Origin of the sequence: Geomonas silvestris (genome assembly GCF_014193515.1) — a bacterium.
Classification (GTDB): Bacteria; Desulfobacterota; Desulfuromonadia; order Geobacterales; family Geobacteraceae; genus Geomonas; species Geomonas silvestris.
This window is the reverse complement of the sequence record NZ_BLXX01000001.1, coordinates 654,701-673,366: the sequence shown is the minus strand read 5'-3', so window position 1 is coordinate 673,366 and position 18,666 is coordinate 654,701. Positions and strand designations below refer to the sequence as shown.

Below are 18,666 nucleotides of genomic sequence, written 5' to 3'. Positions count from 1 at the left end.
CGTCCTTGCAAGGTTTATTAGAGATGGTACATAAAGCGAGGCGGTTGTCAATGAAGGGGAGTGGCTGCGAAGGCCGCTGCGGTGCGGCATAACCTCACTGGGGCGGATGCCGCGCGGCAGGGGGGCAAGGCAAAGGGCGAGGGTCTTCATTATGACGGCGCACAACCTGAGACTGCTCGTGGCACTGGTGCTGCTGGTAGTGGCGTGCCTTGCCGCCTTTCTGCTACGCGAGGCCCTGAGCCTGGCGGCGCTTAAGGAACATCGGGAACTGCTGCTGGGGTTCATCGAGGAGAACTACCTGGAGGCCGTGCTCTGCTTCGTGGGGCTCTACCTGGCGACGGCCCTCTTCCTGCCGGGCGCCCTGGTACTGACCTTGACTGGCGGGATGTTGTTCGGGCTCCCTGCCGTTTTGTACGTGAACCTGGGCGCCACCTCGGGTGCGGTGCTCGCCTTTCTCGCGGCGCGGTACCTGGTGAGGGACTGGGTGCAGCGCCGCTTCCGCGAACCGCTCGCCCGGTTGAACCGCGAGCTGGCAGAGCGCGGCGGGAGCTACCTGCTCACCCTGCGCATCCTGCCGGTCCTGCCGTTTTTCGCGGTGAACTACTGCGCCGGCATCAGCAGGATCCCGCTGCGCACCTTCATCTGGACCACCTCGTTGGGGATCCTGCCGGGTTCCTGCATCTACACCTACCTGGGGACCCAGCTGAGGCGGGTGAACGAGGTGCGGGACCTGGTATCCGGGCGGATCCTCGCGGGGCTCGGGATGCTGGCGCTCTTGGCCCTGGCGCCGGTGCTGCGCCACCACTTCCTGAAAAAATAAGATCCGGCAGTTCCGGGAGAGCTGCGGGCCGGAACTGCCGGATCTTTAGGTGGCTTTGGGTGAAAGCTGGGTTAGCGGCTTTGCAGGTAGTCGATAAGGAGCCTCACGCCGACGCCGGTGGCGCCCTTGGGGCAGTAGGGGCGCGCTTTGTCGCTCCAGGCGGTGCCTGCTATGTCCAGGTGGGCCCAGGGGGACTCGCCCACGAACTGCTTCAGGAACCACCCCGCCTTGCTGGCTCCGGCGTCCCGGCTGCCCGCGTTCTTCAGGTCGGCGATGTCGCTCTTCATGTTCTCGCCGTACTCCTCGAAAACCGGTAGCTGCCAGAGCCGCTCACCGGTCCGCGCCCCCGAGCTCTTCAGCGCCTCGGCGAGCTGGTCGTCGTTGGCGATGAGGCCGGTTGCCTCGTGCCCCAGCGCCACCACGCAGGCGCCGGTCAGGGTCGCCAGGTCGATGAGGGCGGCCGGCCGGTACTGCTGGGCGAAGTGTAGCGCGTCGCAGAGGATGAGGCGCCCTTCGGCATCGGTGTTGGTGATCTCGATGGTAAGCCCGGAATAGGAGGTCAGAACGTCGCCGGGGCGAAACGACTTGCCGTCCGGCATGTTCTCGGCGGTCGGGATGATGCCGACCAGGTTCACCGGCAGCCTGAGCCCGGCCACCGCCTCCAGGGTCCCGAGCACCGCGGCGCTCCCGGCCATGTCGGTCTTCATCTCCTCCATCCCCGCGCCCGGCTTCAGCGAGATGCCGCCCGAGTCGAAGGTGATCCCCTTGCCGACCAGCACCACCGGGTTCCCCGGTTGCGGTGCCCCCTGGTACTCGACCACGATGAGGCGCGGCGGCTCCACCGACCCCTTGCCGACCGCGATGAGCGCGTTGAGCCCCATCTGGGCCAACTCGTCAAGCTCGTAGACCCGGCAGCTGAGGCCGTGCCGCTCGGCAAGCTTGCGGGCGGTGTCGGCCAGGTAGCCGGTGTTGACCACGTTTCCCGGCTGGGATACCAGGTCCCTCGCGAGGCGCACGCCGCCGCAGAGGGCCTCGCTGTGCCGCAGCCGCTCGCCCGCCGCGTCTTGGTCGGCATCCGCCGGGAGCAACAAGGTCGCCGCCTCGAAGCTGAAGCGCTCCTCCTGGTTCTTGGTCTTGTACTCGTCGAAGCTGTAGCTCCCCAATAGGGTGCCGCTCGCAACGGCCTCCAGTGCCTCCGGGAAGCCGGCGGCGCTGGAAAGGGCGCTGGCGAAGCTGGCGACCCGCGCCCCCTTCAGCGCCTGCATCGCGTTCCCCGCGGCCTGGCGCAGCTTCTCCGGGGTAAGCTCTGCCCGTTTGCCGAGCCCCACCAGCACGAGCCGCTCGGCGGGGAGCCGGCCGAAGCTGTGCAGGAGGCGCGAGCTGCCGGGTTTGCCGGTGAACTCGCGGTTTTCGGTCAGCCGGTCCAGCCAGCCGTCGAGTGCGGTGTTTACCTCGCGGCTGAGTTCGGTCTGGGCGTCCTCGAAGACGCCGACCACCAATGCCGCGCAGCTGAGTTGCAGGGGATTTTCGGAACTGACAGCTATTCTCATGGGAGCCTCCCGGGTGAGGTAGGTTGATTCATTAGACTTACTATAACGGCAAGTGCCGGTTCCGTCCATCGCGTTTTCGGATCTCCCTGCCGCGCCCGGCAAGGGTGGGGCGGCCTGTAGGGAGAACGGGGAGAAATGGGTATTAAGGAGTTGTAATTTAATTGACCGCAGCGTCTTGTCTGGGCGGTGCCGGATGGTAGAGTTTCCCGGTGCGCCCGGAAGCTCGCCGTACCGCCGGGGCGGTCCGTATCGGGCCTCGCCCAGTATAACGCATCCCTGGGGGAAACCATGCCGGAAACCGCTGCAATGAAACCTGCCACTTCGCCCAATCCCTGCAGCATCCGCTTTCACCTGATCCGCCTGGTAATCGCCGCCGTGGCACCGGTCTGGCTCATCGCGAGCCTCCTGGTGTACCACGCCTTCTTGACCAAGCGCGACGAGTTGAACCGGAGCATGCTTGACACCGCACGCTCGCTGACCCGGGTGGTGGACCGCGAGATCGTCAGCATCGAGGCTTCCCTCTCCACCCTGTCCACCTCGCCGAGCTTTGCGGCTGGCGACCTGGCGGCGGTTCACCGGCAGGCCCAGCAGGTGCTGAAATCCTACCCGTCCGCTGACATCCTGTTGGCGGACCGCTACGGTCAGGAGCTGTTGCACACCGCGCGTCCGTTCGGATCGACCCTGCCGCGCCGCAACAACCTGGATGCCGTGCGCCTCATCTTCCAGACCGCCAGACCGACGGTGTCGGGGCTCTACATGGGGGCGGTCAGCCAGCAGTCCCAGGTGAGCGTCGACGTCCCGGTCTTCGTGAACGGCACGGTCAAGTACGACCTGGCGCTTACCCTGCGCTCCGAACCGATGGCGGAGGTCTTGCGTCAGGCGACCCTGCGCCCCGACTGGTACGGACTCATCCTGGATAGCGACCAGATCCTGGTGGCCCGGACCCCGAACTCGGAGCGGAGTATCGGGAGCAAGATACCCGCAGCGTTGGGGGAGGCGGCCCGGGAGGGGACCGTCGAGAGCACCAACCTGGAGGGGGCACCGGTGCTGGCTACCCTGTGTCGCTCGGCGCTCTCCAACTGGTCGGTGCTGATCGAGGTGCCCAAGGGGGCGGTGCTGGCTGCGCTGTACCGCTGGACCGGCTGGACCATCCTGGCTGCGCTGGTGGTGACCGGGTTGGTGCTGGCGCTCATCTTCGGGTACGCCCGCAAGATCGCCCACGCCATCCAGTCGCTGGTGGAGCCCGCGCTCTCCCTGGGGCGGGCCGAGATGGTCCCGGCAGCGGGGAGCTTCGCGGTGAAGGAGACCGCGGAGGTGGCTGCGGCGCTGGAGCAGGCCTACCGGTTGCTGCAGACCCGTGCCGCGCAGCGCGATCAGGCGGAGCGCGAACTTCTGCATACCATCGCCGACCTCGAGAAGCAGACCCGCGAGCGTCTGGACGCCCTGGAGAAGCTGAGCGAGAAGGAGCAGTTACTGGTGCAGCAGGGGCGCCAGGCGGCGATGGGGGAGATGATCGGGAACATCGCCAACCAGTGGCGCAAGCCCCTGAACGATCTGGGGCAGCTGATCCAGCAGGTGCCGGTCACCTTCACCAAGGGGGATCTCACCAAGAAGTATCTGGACGAGGTGGCGCGCAAGGCGGGGAGCCTCATCAACCAGATGTCCTGCACCTTGGACGAGTTCCGCAACTTCTTCAGGACCGACAAGGAGAAGGTGAAGTTCCGGGTCAATGCGGAGGTGCAGCGGACCCTTCTGCTTTTGGAGGGGAGTTTTGCCAAGCACCGGATCGGGGTCGAGGTACAGGGCGGGGACGATCCCTACATCTACGGGTACCCGGCGGAGTTTTCCCAGGTGCTGCTCAACATCCTGATGAACGCACAGGAAGAGTTCGCCAAGAAGACGGTCCCGGACCCGCGGGTGCTGATCACCATGGGGGGAGAAAACGGCAGGACCGTGGTGACCATCGCGGACAACGCGGGGGGGATTCCCGAGGAGATCATGGGGAAGATCTTCGATCCGTATTTCACCACCAAGGAACCGAAGTCCGGGACCGGCGTGGGGCTCTTCATGTCGAAGACGATGGTCGAGAAGCACATGGGGGGGCTTTTGTCGGTGCGCAATAACGACGCGGGGGCCGAGTTCAGCATCGAATTCTGATAAACGGGGTTAGCCACGGAGACACGGAGAAAACCGTAAAACCGGGAAAATCTGGGGAAAACCTGAGAAAATCAAAGCTCTAAAATGTTCGGCCTCCTGCGTCAACGCGGGAGGCCGAACCTGTTTGAAGAAACTCTTTTGTGTCTTGTGGGGAGAAGCTGTGCCGCCTTGCGCTGGGGATCAGGAAACCAGGCGGCGGGCCACTGCTTCGGCCTCGCGCAGCGCCTCTTCGGGGGGGGCGTCGACGCTCCCCGGCCCGATGCCGCAGGCGCGGATCAGGGTCGCTTCGGTAAACCCCGTCCACTTCAGGAAGTGCTCGTACCGCTGGAAGATGTCAGCGAACATCTCCTCGTCGGGATGCCCCTGGGTCTGCACGAAGACGAGCTTCTTCGGCGAGAGCCGGGTGGGGGTGGCACTGGTCCGGTAGTCAGGGACCAGGTAGGAGAAGGTCCGGTCCAAAAAACCCTTGAGCTGGCTGGTGACCTCCCCGTAGTAGACCGGCGAGGCGAGTACCACGAGGTCGGCTTCGGCCACCGCGTCGAGCACCTGGGCCAGGTCGTCCCGCAGCACGCAGTGGTCCAGGGTGGTCTTGCAGACGTAGCACCCCTGGCACCCCCGGTAGTTCAGGCGGTTCAGGGTGAAACAGGTGGTCTCGGCGCCGAGCTCCTGTGCGGTCTTCAGGAACCGGTTGGCAATGGCGGAACTGTTGCTGTTGGGCCGGGGACTCCCCAGCAGACTGACGATCTTCATCTCTCCTCCGGTTCAACATGGACAAAGACTAAACTAACAGGGATGAATAGGATTAACCGGATAAAATTTTGAAACCTGATGAACATAGAGAACAGGGATGAATGGGATAAAGGGGATATAACCTTAAGACCTGATGAACGTAAAGGCAAAAGCCACGCCTTTAGGTTACCCCCTTCAGCCGTTTTGGTCCGGGACGTTATCCCGTTTATCCCATTCATCCCTGTTCGTTTGGTTTTATCCCGTGTATCCCTTTTACTGGTGCGGGTGCAGCAGGTCGGCCAGCTCGAACGCGAGTTCCACCCCCTGCTCGGCGTTGAGGCGCGGGTCGCAGTTGGTCTGGTAGTTCTGGTGCAGGTGCTGGTCCATGAGCTGCCGGCTACCACCGGTACACTCGGTCACGTTGTCGCCGGTCAGCTCCAGGTGCACGCCACCCGGCACGGTCCCCTCGGCCCTGTGGATCTGGTAGAAGGAACGGATCTCCTGCAGGACCACCTCGAAGTTCCTGGTTTTCTGCCCGAACTGGTTCTGGTAGGTGTTGCCGTGCATCGGATCGCAGCTCCAGACCACCTTGTACCCCTCGCGGGTCAGCTCCCGCACCAGGGGCGGCAGGCACTCCTCGATTTTCGCCACCCCGAAGCGGGTGATCAGGGTGAGCCGCCCCGGCTCGTTGTCCGGGCTCAAGCGCTCGATGATCCGCTTGATGTCGTCGATGTCGTACTTGGGACCGATCTTCATCCCCAAGGGGTTCTGGATGCCGCGCAGGAATTCGACGTGGGCGCCGTCCAGCTGCCGGGTCCGGTCGCCGATCCAGAGCATGTGTCCGCTCGTGTCGTACCACCCCCCCGAGATGGAGTCCATGCGGGTGAGGGCCTGCTCGTAGTCGAGCAAGAGCGCCTCGTGGGAGGTGTACAGGGTGACCTGGTTCAGCTGGGGCACGTGCTGCGGGTCGAGACCTATGGCGGACATGAAATTGATGGTCTTCCAGATCTGGCGCACCAGGTCCTCGTACTTCTGCCCTGCCGGGAGGGCGTCCAGCGAGGCGCGGTGCCAGGCCTGGACCCGCTCCAGGGCCGCGTAGCCACCCAGGGTGAAGGAGCGCACCAGGTTTAAGGTGGCCGCGGAGCGGTAGTACCCCTCGAGCATGCGGCGGGGATCCGGGGTGCGCGCCTCGAGGGTCGGCTCGGGACTGTTCACCATGTCGCCGCGATAGCTGGGAAGTTCCAGGCCGTTCACCAGCTCGGTGTCGCTGGAGCGCGGCTTGGCGTACTGCCCGGCGATGCGCCCGATCTTGATCACCTTCTTCTCGCCGGCAAAGGCAAGCACCACCGACATCTGCAGGATGACCTTCAACAGCTCCCGGATGTCCGGCCCGGTGCAGCGCGAGAAGTCCTCGGCGCAGTCGCCGCACTGCAGAACGAAGGCCTTCCCCTCGACCGCCTCGGCAAGGCTCGCCTTCAGCGTCTGGCACTCGCCGGCGAAGACGAGCGGGGGGAGCTGGGAAAGGGTCTTCAGGGTATCGTCGAAGACCGGGCCGGTCGGCCAGTTGGGCTGCTGCTGGGCCACAAAGGAGTGCCAGCTGGATTTTTTCCAGTCATGGGTGGGCATGGTGCTACCTCTCTAAAACGGTGTCGGCAACTTCGCCATGGTATCAGGAATGGCCCCGATTGAAAAAGCGAAATACGTTCAAACTCAACGGTTGCGGGGCTGACAGGCATTGCGCGCGAGATGATGACAGGAAGCTAATAGCAGAATCGAACAAAAACATCAATGAATCCAGAGAAAAAGAATAATGCCGTCTCCCCAAACAGCGAGTGCCGTGGTATTATCCATCAATCATGAGTACCGACCCGCACGATCCCACCACTTCAACTCCCAATGACAGCGCGCCCGACGCTGTGCAGCCATCCGGCACACCCGCCGAAGAGGGCGGGGCTTTGCCTGCCGGCCCGGCCGAAACGGCCGAAATCCCGGTCTCGCGCGGCCCGCTCGGGAACCTGCTCTGCAACCTGAAGGCCGGGCTTCGGCTTTCCCTGCTTCTCCCGGTGGCGCCGCAACGGCTCTGCGTCACCCCGGGTGCGCTCGCGCTTTTGGCGCTGCTCGACTTCCTCTGCAACCTCGGGGTCTCCTACCTCCTGGTGGGGCGCTCCGGCAGCTTCGCCGCGGCGGCTGTCCCGGGGTTCTTCTTCCACCTGCCGCTGGTGCTTTTCGCCGGCTACCTGGCCGCCCGGCTGCTCTCCCGCCCGGTTCTCGGGTGCGGGCTCGCGGTGGCCCTGGTGGCGCTCAGCATCCCCATCGAGCTCACCCACGCACTCCTCGAGCGCCTGGCGCTTTTCAGGTGGCTCGAGTGGCTGCAGCCCTACCTCGACGCGCCGCACTACTACCGGTTCTACGGATGGTGGTGTTTTTGCGGCCTGCTCTTTTTGCTGCGCGTTTCCGGCGCACCGCTTGCCCGACGCGTGCAGAGCGCCCTTTTGCTTTTGCTCGTGGTGTTGGTGCCGCTGTGGTTCTTCTCGCGGGCCGACCTGTGGGTGAGTGCCGGGCAGGGGGGGAGCGAGAGCGGCGAATTGCAACTCAACGAGCGGGTCTTGGCGGCGCAGGGGAGGCTCTTGGACAGCGAGCTTGCCAGCCTGCTCCCCGGGGAGCGCGGCCGGCCGCACCTCTACTTCGTGGGCTTTGCGGGTGACGCCACCCAGGACGTCTTCTTGAAGGAGGTGCTGACGGCGCAGCAGGTCTTCGACAGGCGTTTCCGGACCGCGGGACGCAGCCTGATCCTCGCCAACAACCCGCAGACGGCGACTACGCTCCCCTTTGCCAGTGCGAGCAACCTGGAAAAGGCCCTGGTGCGGCTGGGGGAGGTGATGAACCGCGATAGCGACGTCCTGGTGCTCTTTCTCACCTCGCACGGTTCAAGGGACCACGAGCTTGAGGTGAGCAACCCCCCGCTCGACCTGGACCAGGTGACTCCCGAGATGGTGCGCACCATGCTCGCGAAATCGGGGATCCGCTGGAAGGTGGTGGTGGTCTCCGCCTGCTTCTCGGGGGGCTTCATCGATCCCTTGAAGGGGGAGGACACCCTGGTCATCACGGCGGCCGACGCGAAGAGCGAGTCCTTCGGCTGCGGTTTCGGCGAGAAGTTCACCTGGTTCGGGGAGGCGTTTTTGGACCGCGCTCTGAAATCGACCCACTCCTTCAGCGATGCCTTCGTGAAGGCGCGGGCGATCATCCGCAAGTGGGAAGAGGAACAGGGCGAAACGCCGTCCAACCCGCAGATCTGGGTAGGGCGGGAGATAGGGAGGAAATTGAGACAGCTGGAGCCGGAGCTGGCTGGGAAAACGCAGAAGAAACAACTTCCTTAGAAACTTCAGGGCTGGCCACGGAGGCCCGGAGAACACGGACTAAAACGGCAAAAGCGTTTTTTTTCCCTCAACCTCGACCTGTGAGCGCAGCGCAGGTAAACCTTAACCCGTTTTCTGCGCCTTCCCACCCACGGTGATCCCCGAAATGAGCAGGGTCGGCTGGGCGTCGGCTACCGGCACCCCCTGGCCGTCCTTGCCGCAGGTCCCGATCCCGAAACCCAGGTCGCTGCCGACCATGGTGATGTTCTTCAAGACCTCCGGTCCGTTGCCGGTCAGGGTCGCCCCGCGCACCGGCTCTCCCACCTCGCCGTTCTCGATCAGGTACCCCTCGGTCACCTCGAAGACGAAATCCCCGTTCACGGTATTTACCTGGCCGCCCCCCATCTTCCTGACGAAGAGGCCGCTCCCGGCGGCCCTGACGACCGCCTGCGGGTCGCTCTCGCCCGGTGCTATCAGGGTGTTGGTCATCCGCACGATGGGGCGCATCCGGTAGGACTCGCGCCGGCCGTTACCGGTGGAGACGCAGCCGTCTTTCAGCGCGCTCAGCCGGTCGTAGAGGTACCCCTTCAGGATCCCCTTTTCCACCAGCACCGTGTTCTGGGCCGGCGTCCCCTCGCCGTCGAAGGAGAAGGAACCGCGCGCGTTGGGGATGGTGGCATCGTCGCGCACCGTGACGAGTTCGGAGGCGACCTGCTCGCCGATCTTCCCCCGGTAGACGGAACTCCCCGCCTGGACCAGGTCCGCCTCGAGCCCGTGGCCGATCGCCTCGTGCACCATGGTCCCCCCCGCCTCGGAGGAGAGCACCACCGGCATCACGCCGGCCGGCGAAGGGCGGGCGCCCAGCATGAGGACGGCGCGCCGCGCCGCGGTGAGTGCCACCTCCTCGGGGGAGGCCTGGTCGAACACCTCGTAGCCGTACTGCGCCCCCAGGGGCTCGTACCCCGTCTGGGTGACCGAACCGTCCTGCGCCACCACCTGGGCCATGAAGACCGTGGCCGTGCTGTGGGCCTCGCTGAATTCCCCGAGCGAGTTGGCAACCTGGGTGACCACCCGGGCGTCGCGGTAGACCGCCATCACCTGGCGCACCCGGGGATCAAACCCGCGTGCGGCGCGGTCGGCCCGCTGCACCAGCTGCACCTTGTCGGCGAGCGGGATCTGGTCGGGCTGGATCCGGATCGGGAAACCTGCCCCCACCTTGCGCTCGGTCAGGTTGATCGCGCGCTCGAAGGCGCTCCCCTCGCGCACCCCGCGGCTTACCGCCTCGGCCAGCCGCATGAGCGACGCCGCTGTGACCTCATTGGTGTAGGCGTAGGCGGTGGAGAAGCCTGAGATGACCCGGATCCCCACCCCGCGGTCGAGCGCCGCGAGCACCCGCTCGACCTTGCCGTCCTCGCAGACCACCGCGGTGAAGGAGCCGTCCTCGTAGTAGATGTCGGCGAAGTCCCCCCCCTGGGCGAGGGCGCGGCTCAGGATGGCGGCGACGTCTAGCTCCTGCAGCATGGTTCCCCTCCGGCACCGACTTCGATGAGCGCGATCTCGCCGCAGAGCGCTTCGAGCAGGTCGTGGACGTCCTCGGCGAAGGGGAGTGGATAGTTCACCTTGACGATGCCGCGCTTGCCGTCGACCGTGCTCATGGTGCAGAGCCCCTCGTAGGCCTCGAGAACGAACTTCAGGTACACCAGGTCCTTGCTGGCCAGCTGGAAGTACCGGTCTTCAGTTTCAAGCGCTTTGTCTATCAGTTGTGCCACGGCGGGCTCCTTGGTTATCAGTGCAAGTCTCACAACGTGACTCTGTGGCCACGCTCCTCGGAAGTACATACCATTCCCGTTGTCAAAAGACAAATTTTCTTTAGGCCTTGCCTCTCACCAATCATCTGTTATTTTTTCCGTTATGAAATTAGCGAAAACTAATGCTAGTCTGTCACACCGAGAATCTCTTAAGTGGCTTTGCGCACTGAGCTTGCTGGTGCTTTTGAGTGCAGCCTCGGCCGCCTGGGCGGGGTTCCAGCCCGACCTTATGGTGAAGTTGGCTTCCGAGCCCGACAGCGCCTACTTGGGCACCGGCGTCTTCGAATCGACGGCCCAGCTGCAGTCCACGTCGCAGCCCGCCTTCCCGGGAACTCCGGCACTCTACAGGGTGCTGGTGAAGAATGCCGGCGACCAGCCGGACAGCATCCTATTGCAGGGGACCGGCCTGCTCAGCGGTACCGAGATCCGCCTCATCGACCCCGACGGGGTGGACCGCACCGCCCAGCTGGGTGCCGGCTTTGCCACGCCGCAGCTCGCGCCTGGGGAGTCGGCGAGCTACCTGGTGCAGGTGACCCCGACCCTCTTCCAGCTCGGCGCGAGCTTCCGGGTCTCCGTGCAGGGGACTTCGCTGGGTGACGCAACGAAGCTCGACCAGGTGAAGACCGAGACGGTCGCCTGCAGCAGCACGGCCGCAGTCATCCTCTCCGCCCCCCCCGACGGCTTCGGCCCTCCGGGAACGGTGGTCAACTACCCCTACACCCTCACCAACGTCGGCAACACGGCGAACAGCTTCGCCCTCTCCCTCAGTGCCCCCTCGGGCTGGAGCGGCGCCCTCTACGCCGACGACGGTGCGGGGGGGGGGCGTGGCCGCGGACGCGGTGCGCCAGTCAGGCGAAACCACACCCGTCGCAGCTACCAGAACCCTCTCCCCCGGTGCCTCCTTCCGATTTTTCCTCGCGGTAACCATCCCCCCGGGAAGCAGCGACGGCGCCCACGGCGACATCCAGCTCTTGGCCGCAGGGGTCGGCGCCGGCGCGGCGGATCAGGTCACCACCAGCGCGGTGAATGCCGCCATCCTGGTGAGCGAGGCGGTGCGCAACCTCACCAAGGGGGGCGTCTTCGCCACGAGCGCCAGCGTCCTCCCCGGTGAGCTCCTCGAGTACCGCATGTCCGTCACCAACGCGGGGACCCTTCCCGCCTCCTCGGTAACACTCACCAGCCCCCTCCCCGGCAACAGTAGCACGGTCCCTAGCACCCTCCGCATCTCCACGTCCCCCTCCGGCGACGGCCCCCCCTGCGCCGCGGCGCTCTGCGGCACCTTGCAGGGAGCGGCGGGGAACCTGGTGGCCCGGCTCGGCTCAGGCGCGACGGAGTCAAGCGGCGGAACGCTGCAGCCCGGCAAGACCCTCTACGTATTTTTCAGAGTTAAGGTGGAGTGACACGCGGGACGGAGAAAGCGCGCTATGGCTTCAGGCAAAGACATGGCGGCCAGCGTGGCGCTCTGCCTCGCGTTGCTGGTGTTCCTGGCCCCTGCGGGGGGGCTGGCGCTCACCCCGTCGGGCAGCGTGATCCGGCACGACTTCACGGTGAGCTACTCGGTCCAGGGGAGCGAGCGCAGCGTCGGCTCCAACCAGAGCCTGGTCACCGTGAAGGACCTGAGCGACCCCACCCTGGGGCCGGTGCGCGACTGTGCCACCCAGGCCGGCCGGCCGGCCGGCTTCCAGCACACTGTCAGCAACCGCGGCAATGCTTCCGACCGTTTCCTGCTCAAGGCGTCTCTCTTGCAGCCCCTGCTCCCCGACGGCGGGAGCCCCCCCGAGTTGCGCTTCTTTGCCGCCGACGGCGTGACCCCTTTGCCGAGCGATCCCTCCGGCAGTCAGATCACCCCACTCCTTGCACCGGGCGCCTCCTTCGATTTCCAGCTGCAGGTGACCCCGCCAAGCGGCTCCGCCGGGCGGGTCGCGACCCTGGTGGTCAGCGCCGTCTCGCAGGGGGGTCCCGGACGGGAGGCGAGCCTCAACGACCAACTGGTGGTGCTGGCCCAGGAACTCCAGCAGTCCCCGCAGCTCGTGGTGACCAAGCTGGCCGGCACCCAGCTCGTCGAGGCGGGGGATATCGTGCCGTTCACGGTCCGGGTGGAGAACCGTGGAGTGGCGACCCTGGAGCACGCAACCCTCGTCGACCTGCTGCCGCGCGGCTTTCGCTACCTGAAGGGATCGACCCTCCTGGACGGCTCGACCTATCCGGATCCCACCGGCGGCGGCCAGCAGCTGGTCTGGAACCTGGGGAACCTGGAGGCGGGAAGGGTGCGCACCTTGAGTTACCGCTGCACCGTCTCCGCGGACGCCCCGGTGGGGACGGCGCTGAACCGGGTGAGCGGCAGCGCCACGGCACCTGGCGGCTCCGCGAGCCTCTCGACCGCGACCGCCTCGGTCCGGGTGCGCTCCTCGCTGCTGGCGGACCGGGCCCTCATCCTCGGGCGGCTCTTCGAGGACAAAAACGGCAACGGGATCCCCGACCCGGGCGAGCCGGGGGTGCCGGGGGTGCGCATCTACCTCGAGGACGGCTCCTTCACCTTCAGCGACCCCGACGGCCAGTACTCCTTCACCGGGGTCTCGGCAGGGAACCACGTGGTGAAGATCGACCGGGCCACGCTCTCACTGAGGCTCAAGCCGGTCCCCTTCAACACCGCCTTCGCCGGGGTCGGGTGGTCCCAGTTTGTCACGGTCCCTTTCGGCGGCCCGGCCCGCGCCGACTTCGCGCTGGCCGAGTCCGGGCTCCCCGATAGCAAGGTGTCACTCCCGGTGCCGGATCCTGCGGTGTCGGCCCCCGTTCCACCGCCGGCTCCCCGCCCCCCGGAAGGGAGCGTACCCGTTGAGGTGGCGCGCCTCAGGGTGAGCCCGGAGCGGGTGGATCTCCCCGCCGACGGCACGAGCGTCCTCCCGGTCACCGTCGAGGTGCTGAACGCCCAGGGGCGCCGGGTGGCGGGTGAGCGGATGGTGACGGTCATCCTCGCGCGCGGGGTGATCCTGGAGGAGGACCAGGATCCAAAGACTCCGGGGCACCAGGTGCGGACGAAGGACGGGATCGGGGTCTTCAGGGTGCGGGCGGCAAAGCAGCCGGGTCCGGATCCGATTAGGGTGACCGGCGAGCAGGGGACCCAGGCCCGGGTCGACCTCTACTACAGCGCCCAATTGCGCGACTGGATCGTGGTGGGTCTGGGGAGCCTCGACCTGGGGGCGCGCGCCGTCCAGGGGCACCTCGAGAAGATCGACAAGGAGGACCGCTTCGAGGAGGGGTTCTTCCACGAGGAGCGGCTCGCCTTCTTCGCCCGCGGCAAGATCCTCGGCAAGTACCTGTTGACCGCCGCCTACGACTCCGACAAGGAGCGCCGCGAGGGGGTGTTTCAGTACCTCGACCCGGAGAAGTACTACCCGGTCTACGGCGACGCCTCGGAGATCGGCTACGAGGCGCAGTCGCGCGGCAAGATCTACCTGAAGCTGGAGGCGGGGCGCTCCCACCTTTTGGCAGGCGATTACCGCACCGACCTCTCCGAGAACGAGTTCTCGCGCTACGACCGGGCCTTGAACGGGGTGAGGCTCGAGGTGAACGGCGAGCGCGGCAGCCTGGTCGGCTTCGAAAGCCGCAGCGAGGAGCAGCTCACCCGGGACGAGTTCCCCGGCAACGGCACCTCGGGCTACTACTTCCTCTCCAGGAAACCGGTCTTCGAGAACAGCGAGCGGATCCGCATCGAGGTGCGGGACCGCTACCATTTGGAGCGGGTGCTCTCGGTGGTCCAGAAGCTGCGCTACGCGGACTATTCCATCGACTACGCAGCCGGCGGCATCCTCTTCAAGGAACCGGTCCACTCGCTCGACCAGAACCTCAACCCGGTGACCATCGTGGTCGTCTACCAAAGTCCCGCCGGCGGGGTGGAACGCTACGTCTACGGCGGGCGCGGCGTGTTGCGTGCCGAGAACGGCTCCTATCTGGGGGGGACCGCGGTGGTCGAGGAGGCCCTGCTTCGAAACTCCACCCTCTTCGGCCTGGACGGCGGCTGGCAGCTCGGGGACCGGATCACCCTGAAAGGGGAGGGGGCGGTGAGCGAGAACCTGGAACACGGCAGGGGGAGCGCCTGGAAGATCGGTGTGAACGGCCGGGCGACCGAGGCGCTGGAGGCAAGCGGTTACTACCGGAAGGTGGAGGGCGACTTCTACAACCCGTCGATGACGGGCACCGAGCTCGGGACCGAGAAGTACGGCGGCCGCCTCGACTACCGCGGCCTCACCGTGACCCGGCTCTTTGCCGAGAGCTTCGTGCAGAAGGAGACGCTCGTGGGGAGGCGGATCTTCGGCAACCAGGCGGGGGTGCTGCGCAGGTTCTCGCTCTTCGAGGGTGAGGCGGGGTTCAAGCGGATCGACCAGGAGGGGGCCGGGGTGGAGGACACCTCGAACCTTCTCTATGCCGGGATCCAGGCACCGCTCACCCCCAGGCTCGACCTCACTCTGCGGCGCGACCAGCTCCTCGGCACCTCAAGCGTCGCCGAGTACCAGTCGCGCAGTTTCCTGAAGCTCGACTACCGGGTAAGCGACGCCACCCGCGCCTTTGTCACCGAGGAGTACCAGGAGGGGCACCCCGACCTGCGCCAGTCGACCCGCTTCGGGCTGGAGAGCCGCTTGAACGACCGGATGCGGCTTACTACCGGCTACGCGCTCTCAAACGGCGCCGCAGGCTCCACCCAGCAAAGCAGCGTCGACCTGAACACCAAGCTCTTGGAGCAGGAGCGCTTCACCTTAAGCTCCCGAAGCGGCTACCAATTGGAAAACTCCCTCGCGGGGTCGCGCGGGCAGGCGATCCTCGGGCTCAACTCGCGGCTGCAGGCGGCGCCGGGGCTCTTTTTCGACTCGAGCCTCGAACGGGTGGAAACGGTGCAGGGGAATGCCGGAACCCGCACGGCGTTCACCCTGGCCGCCGAATACCTGCGCCAGAAGGACCTGAAGCTCAGCGGGCGCTACGAGATCCGCACCGGGCCGGGAGAGACCGCGGCGCTCTACGGTGCGGGGGGGGGCTACAAGCTGAACCCGGCGCTCACCCTGCTCGGCAAGTTCACCCTCTGGGACCGGGACCTGGACGCCGGGCACGACCTCATCTTCGACGGCTACCTGGGAAGCTCCTGGCGCCCTCTGGCCGGCAACCCGCTGCAGCTTTTGTCCCTGGTCCGCTACAAGGTGGAGCACCGCGACAGCCTCCCCGGCACGGACAAAAGCCGCAGCCTGATCCTCGCCCTGGAGCCGACCTACCGGCTGGTGAGCACCTGGACGCTCATGGGGAAATACGCCGGCAAGAAGAGCTGGGCAGACGATCCGACGGGGCGCAGCTTCGAGGGGTACAGCGACCTGGTGTTGGCCGGGGTGAGCTACGACCTGACCGAGCGCTGGGAGCTTGCCGGCTACCTCAAGCTCCTGAACCAGTACGACACCGACCAGCGCAGCGTTGGAGGGGTGCTGCGTGCCGGGTACCGGGTCTACCGCAACGTGGTGCTCTCCGCCGGCTACAACTACGCCCGGCTCGACGACCGCGACCTCTCGGGCGAGACGTTCCAGGGGCAGGGACCCTTCGTGGGGGTGAAGGTCAAGTTCGACGAGGATATGTTCGAAGTCGAGAAACGCGAGGTCGCCGCGCTCCCGGCAGCGCCGCCGCCGGCGCCGGCACCGGTAGAGGCGGCAGCGCCGCCGGTCGCCCCCCCCAAGCGTAAGGCCGCCCCTCCGGTTCCGGCGCTCCTGGTGGCAGCGACGCGTCAGGATGAGCCGCTGAGGCTTTCCGGGAGCGCCGAGCTCTTCACCCTGCTCATCAACGGCGAGCGCGCCAAGCTCCCCTCCACCTCGGTGACGGTGAACCGGGAGCGGCTCGGTTCGCTGGAGCTGAGCCGGGGCAAGTTCACCCAGCCGCTCGCCTTCGCCACCAAGGTGGAGCACCCCGAACTGGTGAGCGCCTGGACGCTCAGCATCGTGAACGAGGCCGGCGTGAAGGTCGCGTCCCTGAAGGGGAGCGGGGCGCCGCAGCCGCGGCTTAACTGGGACGGCAGCGCCGGCAGCGGCGGCAAGGGGCTCGTCCCGGGCGGGGTCTACCAGTACCGGCTCGAGGTCAGCTACCGCGACGGCTCGCGCTTTGCCACCGGGCCGGAGCTCTTTGGGGTGAGCCGCAAGGAGGTGGTGCTCCTAACCCTCTCCGGCGGTGCCTTCATCTTCGACTCCGCCCAGCTCACCCCGGAGGCCAAGCGGCTTTTGCGCCAGGCCGCCCAGGAGCTGCGCCGGCACCCCGAGGACAAGGTGGTCCTCGAAGGGCATACCGACTGGGTTGGCTCGGTGCCGTACAACATGGGGCTCTCCAAGCGCCGCTGCGACGCGGCCGCCGACTTCCTGGTACGCGAGGAGAAGATCCCCGCGGGACGGCTGACGCGGCGCTGGTACGGCAAGTCGCGCCCCATCGCCCACAACCGCAGCGCCGAGGGGCGCGAGAAAAACCGCCGGGTGGAGCTGAAGGCCGATTTCCAGCAGTCGATCGCGGCGGCGCAGAAGGAGCGCTACCGCGGCGCCCCCTTCCTCACGGTGAACGAGTCGACCGTGCCGGTGGACCCCCAGGGGCGCTTCGAGACCTCGTTCCTCGCGGAGGTGGGGCGGCTCGCCGTCCAGATGGGGGACTCCTCGGGGCGCTTCCTGGCAACCGAGATCGCGGTGCCCCAGCTGGTCATAGCCGAGCCGGCCGGCTCACAGCTGGTCCGCTTCGGGAGCGAACTGGGCGGGGTCAGACTCGCGCCGGACGGCAGCGGCCGCTGCCGGGTCTCGGGGCGGTGCCCGCCGGGGCATCTCCTGGAGTTCGACGGCAAGCCGGTACCGCTCGACCCCGAGGGGCGCTTTGCGGTGGAGGTGCCGCTCGAGGGGAACCGCCAGGTGCTCGGCCTGGTGCTGCGCGGTCCAGGGTGGGCCAGGCTTTTGAACCTGCGGCTGGACAACACGCTGACCTTTGTGCCGGGAGGCGAACCGTGAGGCTCCGGATGAGGATCAAGAAGCTGCGGCTGGTGGTTTTCGAGGCGGGAGGGGCGCTTGCCATGGTGCTTGCCCTGTTCTGCCTCTTCATCGTGCTCCTCTACGCGCTCTTTCCTACCGGTACCCCGCTGCGCGAGCTCTTCGAGGGTTCTCCCGACCCGTCGGCCGAGGCTCCCGGGCGCAGCGTCGAGGCGACCCTGGCCCAGCTTAAGCGCGACGTCCGCTTCCGGCGCGGCAACTCGATCGCCTGGGCCGGCGCGAGCGAAGGGCTCAAACTCTACAGCCAGGACGCGGTGCAGACCCTGGACCACTCGGGTGCCGTGATCTCCTTCGGGGATCGGGACCGGATCGCCGTGGGGAGCAACTCGCTCGTGGTGGTGACCCGGCTGAACGCCCAGGACGAGGCGGGGCCGCGCAGCTACCGGGTCCAGGTGGAAGGGGAGGTGCGCGGGCACCTCTCCGTCGCCCGAAGACTGAGCCTGGAGCTGGCGGCGGCCGGGCACGTGGCGCGGCTCAAGCCGGGAGCGGCGCGCTTCAAGGTGGTGCACCACGACGACAACTCGGCAAGCCTCACCGTCTTGTCCGGGGAGGTGGACGCCGTGGACGGCAGCGAACTGCACGTCCCGGCGAACCACGCGCTGTTGCTGCGCCAGGGGGTGCCGGTGGGGCCGGCGCGCCCCTTGCCGCCGGCGCCGCAGCTTATCGGGCCGCAGCCGGTGCGCTACCAGTACCGGGTCCTGCCGCCGCGCATCCGGCTCGCCTGGAGCGGCGGTCCCGGCGAGTACCGTTTCCAGCTGGACCGCACCCCGCACTTCGAGAAACCGCTGGTGGACCAGAGGCTTACCGGCACCGAGTACCGCAGCAGCAAGCTGGAGCGCGGCGCTTACTACTGGCGGGTCTGCCGCGTGGAGCTCGGGCACGAGGGGCCTTTCAGCTCGACCGGGCGCCTGGAGCTCACCCAACTCGATAGAGCACCGGGGCTGAGCGTAAGTTTCCCCCCCGAGAGCTCGGTCCCCGGGCCCTATACCCTTTCCGGCGCGGCACAGCCAGGCTCCCGGATCTTCGTGGACGGGGCCGAGGTGGCCGTGAACCGGCGCGGCAGCTTCAGCTACCTGGGGGTGCTGAAGGCCGGGGTCAACCTGATCCGGGTCGAGGCGCTCGACCCCGCCGGCAACGCGAGCTACGCCTCCCGCATCGTCTTCGGCAGGATGTAGCTCGCTCAAAAAGCAGCAAGGAGAC

At 66.7% G+C, this 18,666-nt stretch carries 12 protein-coding genes; 7 read left to right on the top strand and 5 right to left on the bottom strand.

Annotated features, from left to right (window positions below; translation table 11 throughout):
- The first annotated feature begins 151 nt into the window (after positions 1–151).
- Positions 152–820 carry a TVP38/TMEM64 family protein gene (locus GMST_RS02850; RefSeq protein WP_246399172.1) on the top strand — a complete coding sequence of 223 codons (669 nt, stop codon included), beginning with the start codon at positions 152–154 and terminating at the stop codon, positions 818–820.
- Between the two features lie 71 nt (positions 821–891).
- Here the strand turns inward: GMST_RS02850 and GMST_RS02845 are convergent, their stop codons facing one another.
- Positions 892–2,370 (bottom strand): leucyl aminopeptidase, encoded by a 1,479-nt coding sequence (locus GMST_RS02845; protein ID WP_183353093.1) that lies wholly within the window; start codon positions 2,368–2,370, stop codon positions 892–894.
- Between the two features lie 306 nt (positions 2,371–2,676).
- Here GMST_RS02845 and GMST_RS02840 point away from each other — a divergent pair, with 306 nt between their 5' ends.
- Positions 2,677–4,527, top strand: a complete 1,851-nt coding sequence (locus GMST_RS02840; protein WP_183353092.1) for a sensor histidine kinase — start codon at positions 2,677–2,679, stop codon at positions 4,525–4,527.
- 180 nt (positions 4,528–4,707) lie between these two features.
- Here the strand turns inward: GMST_RS02840 and GMST_RS02835 are convergent, their stop codons facing one another.
- Together GMST_RS02835 and GMST_RS02830 are read right to left on the bottom strand one after the other, a co-directional pair.
- A complete protein-coding gene (locus GMST_RS02835) occupies positions 4,708–5,277 on the bottom strand; it encodes a flavodoxin family protein (RefSeq protein WP_183353091.1) in 570 nt (189 codons plus the stop codon).
- A gap of 252 nt (positions 5,278–5,529) precedes the next feature.
- Positions 5,530–6,882, bottom strand: a complete 1,353-nt coding sequence (locus GMST_RS02830; protein ID WP_183353090.1) for a class II 3-deoxy-7-phosphoheptulonate synthase — start codon at positions 6,880–6,882, stop codon at positions 5,530–5,532.
- A gap of 329 nt (positions 6,883–7,211) precedes the next feature.
- Here GMST_RS02830 and GMST_RS02825 point away from each other — a divergent pair, with 329 nt between their 5' ends.
- On the top strand, positions 7,212–8,633 hold the full coding sequence (locus GMST_RS02825) for a C13 family peptidase (RefSeq protein WP_246399171.1): 1,422 nt from the start codon (positions 7,212–7,214) through the stop codon (positions 8,631–8,633).
- A 102-nt stretch (positions 8,634–8,735) separates the two neighbouring features.
- Here the strand turns inward: GMST_RS02825 and GMST_RS02820 are convergent, their stop codons facing one another.
- Positions 8,736–10,133, bottom strand: coding sequence for a TldD/PmbA family protein (locus GMST_RS02820; RefSeq protein ID WP_183353088.1), 1,398 nt, complete (start codon positions 10,131–10,133; stop codon positions 8,736–8,738).
- Positions 10,118–10,381: a DUF4911 domain-containing protein gene (locus GMST_RS02815; RefSeq protein WP_246399170.1), complete on the bottom strand. Its 264-nt coding sequence runs from the start codon at positions 10,379–10,381 to the stop codon at positions 10,118–10,120. Before GMST_RS02815 ends, GMST_RS02820 begins: the two co-directional genes overlap by 16 nt.
- A gap of 217 nt (positions 10,382–10,598) precedes the next feature.
- Between GMST_RS02815 and GMST_RS02810 the strand changes: the two genes are divergently transcribed.
- From GMST_RS02810 to GMST_RS02795, 4 genes are read left to right on the top strand one after another with little or no spacing between them, the layout of a single operon-like run.
- Positions 10,599–11,531: a COG1470 family protein gene (locus tag GMST_RS02810; RefSeq protein WP_183353086.1), complete on the top strand. Its 933-nt coding sequence runs from the start codon at positions 10,599–10,601 to the stop codon at positions 11,529–11,531.
- A complete protein-coding gene (locus GMST_RS02805; protein WP_183353085.1) occupies positions 11,473–11,820 on the top strand; it encodes a DUF11 domain-containing protein in 348 nt (115 codons plus the stop codon). The genes GMST_RS02810 and GMST_RS02805 overlap by 59 nt, the downstream gene beginning before the upstream one ends.
- Before the next feature lie 24 nt (positions 11,821–11,844).
- Positions 11,845–17,427, top strand: coding sequence for an OmpA family protein (locus tag GMST_RS02800; protein ID WP_183353084.1), 5,583 nt, complete (start codon positions 11,845–11,847; stop codon positions 17,425–17,427).
- Positions 17,424–18,641, top strand: coding sequence for a hypothetical protein (locus tag GMST_RS02795; protein WP_246399169.1), 1,218 nt, complete (start codon positions 17,424–17,426; stop codon positions 18,639–18,641). Before GMST_RS02800 ends, GMST_RS02795 begins: the two co-directional genes overlap by 4 nt.
- Positions 18,642–18,666: the final 25 nt, after the last annotated feature.